Source organism: Paenibacillus sp. NPDC058898, from assembly GCF_049316025.1.
Lineage (GTDB): Bacteria > Bacillota > Bacilli > Paenibacillales > Paenibacillaceae > Paenibacillus_AQ.
Map to the genome: position 1 here is coordinate 336,305 of NZ_JBMOSM010000006.1, position 12,554 is coordinate 348,858.

Sequence of the window (12,554 nt, forward strand, 5' to 3'; positions counted from 1 at the left end):
GCGATTCATATGCATGCATGGGAAAAAGAGGTTTCGGCGCTTTTAACGAAGGTACAGCAGACGAGCCCCCTCGTTCACAATATGACGAACGTGGTGGTGACGAATTTTACGGCTAACGGCTTGTACGCGCTGGGCGCGTCGCCGGTCATGGCTTACGCGCCGGAGGAAGTGGCGGATATGGCCGCCATCGCGGGCGCGCTCGTATTGAACATCGGCACGCTGAACCGCGAGCTGGTGGATGCGATGATAATAGCGGGGCAATCGGCCAATGCACATGGCGTCCCGGTCCTGCTGGATCCGGTCGGTGCGGGAGCGACCCGTTTTCGGACGGAGTCGGCCTTGCGGATTCTGAGCGAGGTGAAGGTTTCGCTCGTACGCGGAAACGCGGCTGAAGTCGCTCATCTTATCGGAGAGGCCCGCGAGATCAAAGGCGTAGACGCAGGCAATAGCGCAGGCAGTCATCATGCCGAGTTGGCCGTGCGGGCTGCGCGCGAGTTAGGCACGATCGTGGCCATTACCGGTGAAGAGGACGTGATTACCGATGGAACGGAAGTGCGCATCATTACCGGAGGGGATGCGCTGCTTACGAAGGTGACCGGCGCAGGCTGCCTGCTGACCTCGGTGCTGGGAGCCTTTGCCGCGGTGGAAGCGAACCTGCTGCTTGCAGGTACGGCGGGTCTGGCCTTCTACGGGGCCGCGGCGGCGAAAGCTGCGGAGCGCACGGCAGACCAGGGACCAGGAAGCTTCCAAGTCGCTTTCCTGGATGAGCTGGCCAAGCTTCATCCAGGTTCGCTGGAGGGATATGCGGCTGTCCGGGAAGCGGGAACGGCCTTCCCTGGTGGCGCACGATGAGCAAGACTCGCGTGCCCCGGGCACTGACGATTGCCGGGTCCGACAGCGGCGGCGGCGCCGGCATTCAGGCCGATCTGAAAACCTTCCAGGAGCTCGGTGTATACGGCATGTCGGCGATTACCGCGATCACGGTGCAGAATACCTTGGGGGTTCACGGCGTATATCCGCTTCCCCCAGAGGCAGCAGCCGAGCAGATGGAAGCGGTTGGCTCGGACCTCGGAGTAGATGCATTGAAGACAGGCATGCTGTTCAATGCAGAGATCATTCGCCTGGTGGCTGACCGGATTCGGGCATTCGGCTGGGGGAAGGTCGTTGTCGATCCCGTGATGATTGCCAAGGGCGGAGCGGAGCTGCTGCAAAGCGAAGCGGTGCAGGCTTTAAGAGAAGACTTGCTGCCGCTGGCGTTGATCGTCACCCCCAATATACCGGAGGCCGAAGTATTGGCGGGGATGCGTATCCGCACGATGGAAGATCGGAAGGAAGCGGCGAGACGTATTCATGGTCTGGGGCCCAAGATCGTTGTGATCAAAGGCGGCCATGACGAGGGAATGCCGGGCGTCGCCGGTGAAGGTTCGGATCACCAAAGAGACAGAGGAGCAGATATAGCGGCGGATACGCAGCAGGAAGCGTTGCCGCAGTCCGAAAGTACGTATGGCCAAACGAGAACTGCCATTCCCGCCGGGGAGTTGCGTAGGCCCCGTCCTTCCATTTTCAAGGACGACGGTCCTCCGGGCAGTCCTCCGGTCATGGACCTCGTATACGATGGCACTGCCTTCTCCGAACTATACGGCAAAAGAATTCATACCGTTCATACGCATGGTACCGGCTGTACTTTCTCTGCCGCCATCACTGCAGGCCTGGCCAAAGGCTTGAGTGCATTCGATGCGATTCAGAGCGGGCGCTTATTCATCCAGGCCGCCATTGAGGACGGCTTAAACCTGGGGCAGGGACACGGCCCCACGAATCATTGGGCGTATCGTCGCCGCCGTCAGGAGGTGCTGCGATGACGGGGAGAGTGACACCCGAGATGATGAGGCAGCATCTACGGATGTACCTCGTACTCGGCAGCGTGAACTGTATCGAAGAGCCAAGCCGGATTGTGCAGGAAGCACTGGCTGGCGGCGCAACCATGGTCCAGTTCCGCGAGAAGGGACATGGCTCGCTTGTTGGCGTGCCGATGATCCAGTTGGCTCGCCGGATCCAGGATCAGTGCCGCCAAGCGGGCGTACCCTTCATCGTCAATGACGATGTGGAGCTGGCGCTGAAGCTGAACGCCGATGGCGTGCACATCGGTCAGGACGACGAATCTGCGGCTTCCGTCAGCCAGCGGATCGGCAACCGGATTCTCGGTGTCTCCGCCCATACCGTGGAGGAAGCCAGGCGAGCGATCCTCCACGGCGCTGATTATCTTGGCATCGGACCGATCTATCCGACCCGCTCGAAGGATGATGCCAAGGCGGTGCAAGGCCCAGCGTTCCTCCGTGAACTGCGCGAAGCTGGAATCGATCTGCCGCTCGTTGGGATTGGCGGGATCACCGTGGAGCGCGTGGAGGAAGTCACGGGAGCGGGTGCAGATGGCGTCGCGGTGATCTCCGCCGTGACGGGAGCGGAGTCAGCGCGGGAGGCTGTGGAGGCTTTTATAGGAAAGATATGCCGTGCAACCGAACGAATTTCTTGAGATGTAAGAGGATTATAATACGGATCATGAACAAGGGTGTCGAAGCTTCTGCGGCACTCTTTTTTTGTTTGCGTCAGATTTTAAATTACGGTATATGCTCAGCTTTTCCGTCAACATGCCATTCTTTTGATCCATTCGAATCTATAAATTTCGTGTAAATCCCAGATCAGATTGCCATAGAGACCCAGATATGATATACGTAGGACAATGTACCTGCTCCACGTTTAGAGAGCTCTCCAAATAAGTTGAATAGGAGATCGGAATGAATAATAGGCAAAAAGAGATTTTTCGCAATTTGTTAATGGAACCGAACCGGCTGTGGCTCGTTCAGGATCTGGCGGATCAGACCGAGTGCTCGGAGAAGACGATCCGGAATGATCTGAAGGTAATTGATGAATATATAGATAAGCACTCCAGTGGTAATCTGGTGAAAAGGCCGGGACTCGGCATTTATCTGGAGATTGGAGAAGCAGATCAGACTGATTTATTCCACCGCTTGTATTCAAACGAGAGTTCCACCGAGCATGTATCCGATGAGGAAAGGGTGCTGCATCTGGCTTACCGGCTCTTGATGAACGCAAAGCCCGTAACCATTCAGAACCTGGCTTCTTTGTTTTATGTGAACAAGACGATTATCCGCCGGGATATGGAGAAGATTGAGGGCTGGCTGCACAGCTTTGATCTGAACTTAGTGACTAAGCAGCGCGTGGGATTAATGATTGAAGGCTCGGAGAAGAACAAACGGATGGCGCTGGCGCGGTTGAACCAGTTGATCAACCGTCCGGAGTTGACGGGACAGATGATGCGTAACCAGTACGAACCGCACGAGATTGCAACCGTATACAATGAGTTGAAGACGTTGCAAAAGCAACATCAGCTCCGCTTCACCGATGAAACCTTTGAGAGCCTGATGCTGCATATTCTGCTCATGATCAAACGGACCAAGCTGGGACAGCCGATTTCGCTCTCTGGGCAGGACATAGCCTTTTTGGAGAACAAAGCGGAATTTGCATGGGCGATAGACTTTTTGAAGAAGCTGCAAAAACTGTTCGCCGTACCTTTTTCCAAGGAAGAAACCGCTTATCTAACCCTGCACCTGCTTGGGGGGAAGTTCCGATACACGCAGGAGGATGAAGGCGCCCGGCGGAGTGATCTGGCAGACAGCCACCCCCTGTTGCCCCAATTGGTTGAGCAATTGATTCGGCGGATGTCGGAGTTGAATATGATCCCTTTCTCCAAGGACCAGGTATTATTGAACGGGTTGAAAGTGCATTTATACACGACCATGAACCGTCTTCATTATGGTCTGGCTGTGTCCAATCCGATGTTGGCTGAGATCAAAAAGATGTACCCCTACATGTTCGATCGGGTCATCATGGCATTGGAAGAGGTAGGGGGAGCGCTCCAACTGTATTTTCCCGAAGAGGAAGCCGCCTATTTGACGCTGCATTTTCAGGCGTCTGTGGAACGGCTTCACCAGAATGAAAGCCATCCTCAGAAGGCCATTATCGTGTGTCATATGGGCGTCGGGATGTCCCAATTGCTTCTCGCGAAGGTGGAACGGAGATTCCCGTCCGTGCATGTAGAGACAACGATGTCCAAAGCGGAAGTGGAGGATTATCTGGCAGCTCATGAAGTAGATCTTGTCATTACGACCGTTGATCTGCCTGAGTTAAAAATACCTCATATCCTCGTTTCCCCTCTGCTCGAGGCAAGTGACGAGCGTAAGCTGGAGCAAGCGATCCGGCGGCTCGATGAGCCGGATTGCAGGGCGGCTGAGGAATCAGTCTTTTTAAAATATACGACACCTTTTCTCGTCTTTCCTCAGCAGGAGATAGAGCGCCCAGAACAGTTAATCGCCAAATTTGCGCATATGCTGGAGGACAAAGGGTATGTCGAGGCAGGATATACGGAAAGTGTGCTGGATCGTGAGAATATGTCTGCTACGACGATTGGCGGGGGCATTGCCATCCCTCATGGCAGCCCGAAGTGGGTTAAACAGTCCTGCATCGTGATTGTTACTCTGAAACAGCCGATCACCTGGGGAACCGAGAAAGTAGAGCTTGTGTTCTTGCTTGCGGTTAAGCACGATGAGCGGGAAGAGATGAGGCAGCTGTTCAGAGAATTGTCGCATATCAGTGAGCAGCCGGCTTTGGTCAGTGCGTTATCTAAGGAGACGGATGCGATGCGATTGCTGAGTACGTTAAAAGGGTAATATTAGTCTAAGAAACATTGATGATCAAGCAGGGCGTATACGTCCTGCTTTTTACATTCTTTTTGGGGTCCCCGTAAAGTATTTGTATAAGCAACGCAGCATAGGCTCCACTTGGTGGGGATATTTTATTGCGATATAAACCTGTTTTTCCGGAAGTTCCGGTAAAAAGTTCATCCGATAACAGCGTTTTCAGCGTGTACACTATAAATGTAAGCGGGAACATGAGAGCAAAGGAGAATGACGATCATGAAAATATTAGCGATTACTTCATGTCCTAACGGAATTGCACATACGTATATGGCCGCTGAGAATCTGCAGAAGGCAGGCGCGAAGCTGGGCGTTGAGTTGAAGATCGAGACTCAAGGCTCCATTGGCGTGGAGAATCAATTTACGGAGCAGGATATCCGTGAAGCCGATGGTATTATTATCGCTGCGGATAAAACGGTGGTGAAGGACCGGTTTGTCGGTAAAAAACTGCTTGTCGTTGGTGTGCAGGATGGTATCCGTCGTCCAGAAGAGCTAATCCAACAGATGATAAAAGGGGATGTGCCCGTCTATCAGGCACAGTCCAAGTCAGCTGAAGAGATGACAGGAGAGAACAAACCTAAACAAAATCCGATTTACCGTCACTTGATGAACGGTGTATCCTATATGGTGCCGTTTATCGTGATCGGCGGGCTGCTCATCGCAGTCGCACTGACGATGGGCGGTGTGAAAACGCCAGGTGGACTGGTTATACCGGAAGATTCGATCTGGAAAACGATTGAGAGTATCGGCGGGGCTGCGTTTACCTTTATGGTTCCGATCCTTGCGGGATTTATCGCCATGAGTATTGCAGACAGACCGGGTCTTGCACCAGGTATGGTTGGCGGGTTCATTGCTGCGAACGGCAGCTTTTATGGAAGTGAAGCGGGAGCGGGATTCATCGGCGGGATTATTGCCGGTTTCCTGGCGGGTTATGTTGCACTTGCTATTAAAAAGATCAAGGTTCCTCGGTCGTTGCAGCCGATTATGCCCATTATCGTTATTCCGGTACTGGCTTCTCTAGTTGTAGGGTTAATCTTCGTCTTTGTAGTTGGTGCTCCAGTTGCGAATTTGTTTGAAGCGTTAACGGTCTGGCTCGCGGGCATGCAGGGCACAAGTTCGATTTTGCTCGCGCTTATTCTGGGCGCGATGATATCTTTTGACATGGGTGGTCCCGTGAATAAGGTTGCGTTCCTGTTCGGCTCGGCCATGATCGGTGAGGGAAATTATGTGATCATGGGACAAATTGCCGTTGCCATCTGTGTTCCTCCGATTGCGATGGGACTGGCAGCCATGATGAACAAAAAGAAGTTTACACCTGCGGAACGCGAAGCTGGAAAAGCAACATTTACAATGGGACTGTTCGGGATTACCGAAGGAGCGATTCCATTCGCGGCGCAAGATCCTCTACGCGTCATTCCAAGTATCATGGTCGGCTCGATGACGGGTTCGATGATTGCAATGTTTGGTAATGTCGGTGACAGAGTAGCCCATGGCGGACCGATTGTAGCCGTACTCGGTGCCGTTGATAATGTCTTGATGTTCTTCCTCGCTGTCATAGGCGGCGCAGCCGTATCGATTATCATGGTGAGTCTGCTCAAGAAAGATGTTGCAGGTGTGACTCCGGCAGTTGTTGGAGAAGGAGCGAAAGAAACACCGGCCGGCGCACGTAAAGAGTTGGCAGCAGACACAGCTGCGGACTCAGCGGAAGTGACTTCAACCGTGACCAATAACGATACAGCAACCGAAGCACCTGCTATCCGCGTCGAGAAATTGACAGACATTGTAACAATGGATCTTATTAATCTGAATCTGACCGGAACGACACAGGATGCTGTTATTGACGAAATGATCGGTGTACTGGAGCAGAATGGGGCGGTAAGAGCTGATGGAGATTTTAAACAGGCCATATTAGCCAGGGAACAAGAAAGCTCCACAGGCATCGGCATGAATATTGCGATTCCTCATGGTAAATCGGATGCTGTCCTGAAACCAAGCGTGGTCTTTGGTATCCAGCAGGATGGTGTCGACTGGAAGAGTCTGGACGGAAGCGAAGCCAAACTGATCTTTATGATTGCCGTGCCGCGGAATAGTAAACAGAATGCGCATTTGAAAGTGCTGCAAATGTTGTCCCGCAAGCTGATGGACGATGATTTCAGAGAAGCGCTCTTGGCGGTGACAACGAAGGAAGAGGCCTATCAATTGCTCGATCAGGTGCATTAATTCAAGCCGCCGAGTGACTTCACCTAGCCATTGGTTGGGTGGGCAACAGTAGCCAGAGAGCTTGGCTTATAGCAGAAAGATAATGGCTGATCTGTTGGAATTAATCCTGCCGTTATCTCATCATATTAGGGTTCTATGGAACCATTCCAATGAGACCAGCCCCGCACAGTAATGAGCGGGGCTGGCTTCAATTTTGTGTATGCTTGAACCGGAGCAGGCATTTCGCCTTTCCATTATTTCTATGGTCCATATCTGTCATCCGATCTGTTACGGGTATGTTTCGATGTCATATTTTGCATAATGACAATGATATCCAGAATATGATAAAGTTTGTTCATTCCATGTCCAATGGATTATGTCCGTTTGGAGTGGACAAAAAACGAAAATAAGATCTGTGGGTGATAACAGCATGAACATGAAAAAACTCGGTTTGCTGCCGAAAATCCTTATAGCCATTTTGCTCGGCATTGCAATCGGATCGTTCTCACCGCAATGGCTGGTTGCCGGATTAGCTACCTTTAGCGGGTTGTTTGGAAACTTTCTTGGTTTTGCCATACCTTTAATTATCATCGGATTCATTGCTCCCGGGATCGGGGAGCTCGGAAGAGGGGCCGGTCGCCTGCTGGGCGTGACCACGGGCCTTGCTTATCTCTCCACTGTTATCGCGGGGCTGTTGGCGTTCTTGGCAGCGACGCTATTGTATCCGTATATGTTGGAGGTTGGTGGTCTGGTTAATTCCTACGCCAATCCGGAAGAGGCGCTGTTGGAGCCTTTTTTTAAAGTTGACATGCCGCCTGTATTCGGGGTAATGACTGCTCTACTGCTAGCCTTTACACTTGGGCTGGGAGCGGCTGTAATCAAGGGACAAACCTTGCAGAAGGTCATGGTTGATTTCCGGGAGATTGTGGAGAAGCTGATCGCCTCGATCATCATTCCGCTGCTGCCGTATCATATCCTCTGCGTGTTTGCCAACTTAACCTATGGCGGGCAAGTGACCACGATCCTGTCGGTCTTTGCCAAAGTATTCATTATGATCATTATCCTGCATGTGCTGTTCCTGATCATACAATACTTGGTTGCGGGGCAAGTCGCGCACAAGAATCCGTTTGCCATGCTGAAGAACATGCTGCCGGCTTATTTTACGGCGATAGGTACGCAGTCTTCTGCCGCTGCCATTCCGGTTACGCTGCGTCAAACCAAGCTGAACGGGGTCAGCGGGAAGGTCGCTGATTTTGTCATCCCTCTGTGCGCAACCATACATCTATCCGGTAGCACGATTACGCTGGTAAGCTGCTCGATGGCCGTGATGCTGCTGACGGGGATGCCAACTTCCCTCGGCATGATGTTCCCATTTATTCTGATGCTGGGCATTACGATGGTTGCCGCTCCAGGAGTCCCTGGAGGTGCCGTCATGGCAGCACTCGGATTGCTGGAGTCCATGCTGGGCTTCGATACAACGCTGACGTCGCTCATGATCGCCCTCTATATTGCGCAAGACAGCTTCGGAACGGCTTGTAATGTAACCGGAGATGGAGCAATCGCAGTGATCACGGACCGCGTGAGCAAATCTGAGCCTGCGTAAATAATGTAGCGCGGATTACTACTTTGCATCGCGGACGGTCAGGATCCAGCAATCTATATGAGTTCAGGCGGAAGCCTGCCCATTTCCGAAAAGATGGGCAAGTAGCAACACAGTCGGAGAGGTGGCTGCCCATCATTTGAGCAAAGCTGCTCAGCCGCACCACCGTTGTATTCAATCGGTTCATAAGTTTGCGCGATGTTTTCGAAGGACTTGGATAGGACGGGCTGTTTGAGATTCGCCAGTGGCCATTGGGGCAACTGAAATAGGGCACCCATATGGGTGCCCTATTTGATCATATCACGAAGTGCTGTCTTAAGCCCTCTGAATGATTTTTTTGTCCTCGATTTCATATACGGTATCGGCTACATTCTCTATCAAACGGGTATCGTGCGAAATGAAAATGATCGTTCCCGCATAGTTCTTCATCAATTGTTCTAGCGCTTCCACCGCAGGAAGATCCAGAAAATTGCTGGGTTCATCCATCAGCAGGATGTTGTACCGTCCTAACAGCATTTTGGCAAGCTGCAATTTCATGATTTCTCCGCCGCTCAACACGGATAATGCCTTGCGTACGTCCTGCTGAGAAAATCCCATCGATGCCAGAACGGCTCGAATTTCCGATACCTCATAATCACTGTCTTCCAACATGAACTCCATAACCCCCTGATCACGGTCAAACTTGTACCCCGTTTGGGAAAAATAACCGATTTCCGCTTTAGGGGATACGGAAATACCATGTTCACGATGGAGTATCATCTTGAGAAGCGTCGTTTTGCCAGATCCATTCGCACCGGTGACTGCGATCTTGGCACCCAATGGAAACTGGAAGGAGGCCTCCTCGAAAATCTCCTTGCCCTCAAACTGTTTGTAGATGTCTTTCCCGGTAATCGGAAACGGATGATGAAGCTCCAAGGCTTTGCTTTGCCGAAAACGGATGGATCGCATGGCTTCAGGGGGTTTCACCTCACCAAGCGCTTCGATTCGATGCCCCATATTTTTAGCGGCATTATGGAGCTTTTTCTGTTTGCTGCCCGTCGATTTTTGATGAGCCAGGCGGCCTCCGCTTTCGGAGCTGTTTTTTCGTGAAGCGCCCTTGGCCTTTTGATCCACTTTTCGAGCTTGGTTAAGCTTTTCAGTAATGGCTTTCTCCAGCCGCTCCCGTTCCGCAGTAAACTGCTTATATTTTGCAGCCTGGCTATGCCGTTCCTCTTCCTTCTGACGCAAGTAATCGGAATATCCGCCCCAGTACTCCGTGATTTTCCCCTCATTCAACTCCCAGATCTTGTCGACGACTTGGTCAAGGAAATAACGGTCGTGACTGATGATGAGCAAGGCGCCGGAAAAATATTTAAGCTGGTGGATCAGAAAGTCTATGCGATCCCGATCCAGGTGACACGTCGGTTCATCGGCAAAAATTCCGTGCACTTCTCCGGAGAGGGCCTGGGCTATTTTTAGCCGTGTTTCTTCACCGCCGCTCATATTCTCCGCTTCACAGCTCTCAATTCCCAGCTTGCCGATTAAAGCGTAATCTTGAATCTCTTGTACCATGACATCATCCAATTGGGGAATATAACTGAAGTTGCCTTCCCGAATGACTGTACCATGGGACAAAGGAATTTCCCCCAGCAGGGCTTTTAGCAGTGTGCTTTTTCCTGCTCCGTTCGCACCAACCAGACCGATTCGGTCATAGTCGTAAAGCTCCAGTCCATCAATGTCCAGAACATCGCGCCCCGAATATTCCACGACCATATCTTTTGCTTTTATCAATAATTCCATATGGTTTCCTCCTTCAAAAATCGCAGTTTCTGTTCGCAGGATCGCCTGCGATTGAAGAAGAGAGGTTTAAATAAAGAAGTACCAATGCATGGATCTCATAAGATCTGCCCCTTTTCATATTTATTTTCTGTATTTTTTATCGTCCGGCTGTTTTTTGGCAATAAAAAATACAGATCCGAGTCCACAATGGGGCTTAAATCTGCATGGATAACGAGAGAAGATGGCGATACAAAGGCATAGCAAAAAAGCTACCATGTCGCAATCTATGTCTACATACGCAGGAAATAAGCAGCTCAAAAAAAGCCCACACTTGTGGTTGGAAAATCCGCTTTTTTATTGCCAACTTATCTTATACGCATGGAATGTAACATAGATCACGAGCCTCCTCATAAATGATACATTGAATCGTAACATTGGCTGCTATACCTGTCAATACAATAGAGTGCAGCCACAATAACGAGTAGATGTGAGCAGACCCTTAGATCGCTAGAAGAACTTGACCTGTTGTTGAAAAGGGTGCTTGGTTTTGAATTGTATTTTCTGATTCTGGATTTTTAATAGGTCGCTTAGCCATCGCTCTGGCTATTTTGACCATCCTCTTCAGGATCCTGCGATTGTAAACGAATATCAACAATTCTATTTTTATAAGTTGCTCCCCAACTCTTCATGGATAAAATGATCGGTTCCAATGTTTTTCCGAATTCAGTAAGCGAATATTCCACTTTAGGCGGTACCTGTTTATATACTTCGCGATGAATAATGCCATCCCGCTCAAGCTCCCGAAGCTGCAGCGTGAGCATGAACTGCGTAATGGCCGGGTAGAGACGGCGGAATTCACTAAATCTTTTCGGACCTTCAATGAGGTGATAGAGAATAATACCCTTCCATTTTCCCCCGATAACTTCCAGAGTTGTTTCAACAGGACACCCTTCTGTACTTGGAATCACATGGTTCTTATGTTTACGATCGCTCAAACCCCTTATCCCTCCCAATAGTTCAATAATTAATACTATATAATAAAATTATGCGTACTTCTCAAATGCTTATATATATTCTATTATAAAACCCATGTTAAGTTCAACTCATTTGGGCAAGGTTCGAAAGACACAAAATGAACAGAGAGAAGGATGTTGAGTCATGAATTTGAAAGGGTTGTTCATTGGGTTACTTTTTACGGTTTTATATTCTTCGGGGGCCATTATCATGAAAATTGGTCTGCTCTCAGCGTCTCCATTAACATTAGCGACATTACGTTTTCTGATCGCCGGGGTGCTGCTACTGGTCTTTATTTATGGATTTAGAAAGGGGAAATACCCTTTACCTAACAAAAGAGAGTGGGGCGTTCTACTGCTTCTGGGTTTGCTAAATACCTCGTTGTTTGTGGGTCTAGGCAACTTAGCGCTTCGAACCATTTCCGCCGGGATATTCAATCTCTTTTTACCTATAAATCCTTTTGTTTTTGCGCTTTTTTCCCTAATCTTCATGGGGAAAAACATTCGTGCAAATGAATGGATGGGTATGGCTGTTTCTGCCATAGGTCTATTCATCGCAACCTACCCATCATTGGCAAACAGTCATGCCTCCTTAAGCGGCATTTTATTACTTGTTTTGGCTATGGTTTCGATGGCTGTTGGAAGCCTCGTCTTTAAAAAGGCCAATCTTCAGTTGCCTAATCTTGTGATCAACGCTTGGCAGGTATTCATTGGCGGCATTATTATTATGATTCCGGCTCTCTTCCTAGAGTCTGGAAATCCGGTCAATGTGGACGCGCATCTAGTCGAATACTTGATCTGGTCCGTCTTCGGTCTCTCCATTTTTAGTATGGGTCTTTGGTTTTATTTACTGAAACAAGATGCCGTTAAAGCAAACAACTGGCTACTTTTAAATCCTGTCGCGGGCTATATCCTAGCAGCCATCATCCTGGGTGAACCGCTTACGTGGTACTCGGTCGTAGCCACCATCGTTGTGCTTTTCGGATTGTACTTGTCAGGAAATTTTCGCATCAAACAAACGAAGGGAAAAATGATAGAACAAACGGAATAGTTTTAGAGAATTTGATTCAATGAATATTAGAGCTTGTTTTGATCAATCCTTTTCAAAACAAGCTCTTTCTTTTTGTTCATTTATTTAATTCGGTAAACAAATAAAAAAACTCCCGTATAATCAGGAGTTAGTTATGGCATTGAAATGCTGACTCAAAAGAA

General features: G+C 49.8%; 9 protein-coding genes. 7 read left to right on the forward strand and 2 right to left on the reverse strand.

Going from position 1 to position 12,554, the window contains the following annotated elements; all coding sequences use genetic code 11:
• Nucleotides 1-9 precede the first annotated feature (9 nt).
• The 6 genes from thiM (at nt 10) to ACOZB4_RS18810 (ending at nt 8,574) form a co-directional block, all read left to right on the forward strand.
• The gene (gene thiM / locus ACOZB4_RS18785; RefSeq protein ID WP_379412413.1) at nt 10-852 is read left to right on the forward strand and encodes a hydroxyethylthiazole kinase; all 843 of its coding nucleotides are present in this window, start codon (nt 10-12) and stop codon (nt 850-852) included.
• Complete coding sequence (gene thiD, locus ACOZB4_RS18790; protein ID WP_379412416.1) at nt 849-1,859, forward strand: bifunctional hydroxymethylpyrimidine kinase/phosphomethylpyrimidine kinase; 1,011 nt, start codon at nt 849-851, stop codon at nt 1,857-1,859. Before thiM ends, thiD begins: the two co-directional genes overlap by 4 nt.
• Complete coding sequence (gene thiE / locus ACOZB4_RS18795; protein ID WP_379412419.1) at nt 1,856-2,530, forward strand: thiamine phosphate synthase; 675 nt, start codon at nt 1,856-1,858, stop codon at nt 2,528-2,530. The genes thiD and thiE overlap by 4 nt, the downstream gene beginning before the upstream one ends.
• A gap of 262 nt (nt 2,531-2,792) precedes the next feature.
• Complete coding sequence (locus ACOZB4_RS18800; RefSeq protein ID WP_379412421.1) at nt 2,793-4,745, forward strand: BglG family transcription antiterminator; 1,953 nt, start codon at nt 2,793-2,795, stop codon at nt 4,743-4,745.
• A 246-nt stretch (nt 4,746-4,991) separates the two neighbouring features.
• Nucleotides 4,992-6,992 (forward strand): fructose-specific PTS transporter subunit EIIC, encoded by a 2,001-nt coding sequence (locus ACOZB4_RS18805; RefSeq protein ID WP_379412425.1) that lies wholly within the window; start codon nt 4,992-4,994, stop codon nt 6,990-6,992.
• A gap of 415 nt (nt 6,993-7,407) precedes the next feature.
• Nucleotides 7,408-8,574 (forward strand): dicarboxylate/amino acid:cation symporter, encoded by a 1,167-nt coding sequence (locus tag ACOZB4_RS18810; protein ID WP_379412525.1) that lies wholly within the window; start codon nt 7,408-7,410, stop codon nt 8,572-8,574.
• Between the two features lie 312 nt (nt 8,575-8,886).
• Here ACOZB4_RS18810 and ACOZB4_RS18815 read toward each other — a convergent pair whose 3' ends face one another.
• Nucleotides 8,887-10,350 (reverse strand): Msr family ABC-F type ribosomal protection protein, encoded by a 1,464-nt coding sequence (locus tag ACOZB4_RS18815; protein WP_379412428.1) that lies wholly within the window; start codon nt 10,348-10,350, stop codon nt 8,887-8,889.
• Nucleotides 10,351-10,916: 566 nt separating this feature from the next.
• Complete coding sequence (locus ACOZB4_RS18820; RefSeq protein ID WP_076322785.1) at nt 10,917-11,324, reverse strand: winged helix-turn-helix transcriptional regulator; 408 nt, start codon at nt 11,322-11,324, stop codon at nt 10,917-10,919.
• Between the two features lie 163 nt (nt 11,325-11,487).
• Between ACOZB4_RS18820 and ACOZB4_RS18825 the strand changes: the two genes are divergently transcribed.
• Nucleotides 11,488-12,393 carry a DMT family transporter gene (locus ACOZB4_RS18825; RefSeq protein WP_379412434.1) on the forward strand — a complete coding sequence of 302 codons (906 nt, stop codon included), beginning with the start codon at nt 11,488-11,490 and terminating at the stop codon, nt 12,391-12,393.
• Nucleotides 12,394-12,554 lie beyond the last annotated feature (161 nt).

Coding starts and splice junctions, on each gene's coding strand:
- thiM (WP_379412413.1), top strand. CDS start 10: ATGCATGCATGGGAAAAAGAGGTTTCGGCGCTTTTAACGAAGGTACAG.
- thiD (WP_379412416.1), top strand. CDS start 849: ATGAGCAAGACTCGCGTGCCCCGGGCACTGACGATTGCCGGGTCCGAC.
- thiE (WP_379412419.1), top strand. CDS start 1,856: ATGACGGGGAGAGTGACACCCGAGATGATGAGGCAGCATCTACGGATG.
- ACOZB4_RS18800 (WP_379412421.1), top strand. CDS start 2,793: ATGAATAATAGGCAAAAAGAGATTTTTCGCAATTTGTTAATGGAACCG.
- ACOZB4_RS18805 (WP_379412425.1), top strand. CDS start 4,992: ATGAAAATATTAGCGATTACTTCATGTCCTAACGGAATTGCACATACG.
- ACOZB4_RS18810 (WP_379412525.1), top strand. CDS start 7,408: ATGAAAAAACTCGGTTTGCTGCCGAAAATCCTTATAGCCATTTTGCTC.
- ACOZB4_RS18815 (WP_379412428.1), bottom strand. CDS start 10,350: ATGGAATTATTGATAAAAGCAAAAGATATGGTCGTGGAATATTCGGGG.
- ACOZB4_RS18825 (WP_379412434.1), top strand. CDS start 11,488: ATGAATTTGAAAGGGTTGTTCATTGGGTTACTTTTTACGGTTTTATAT.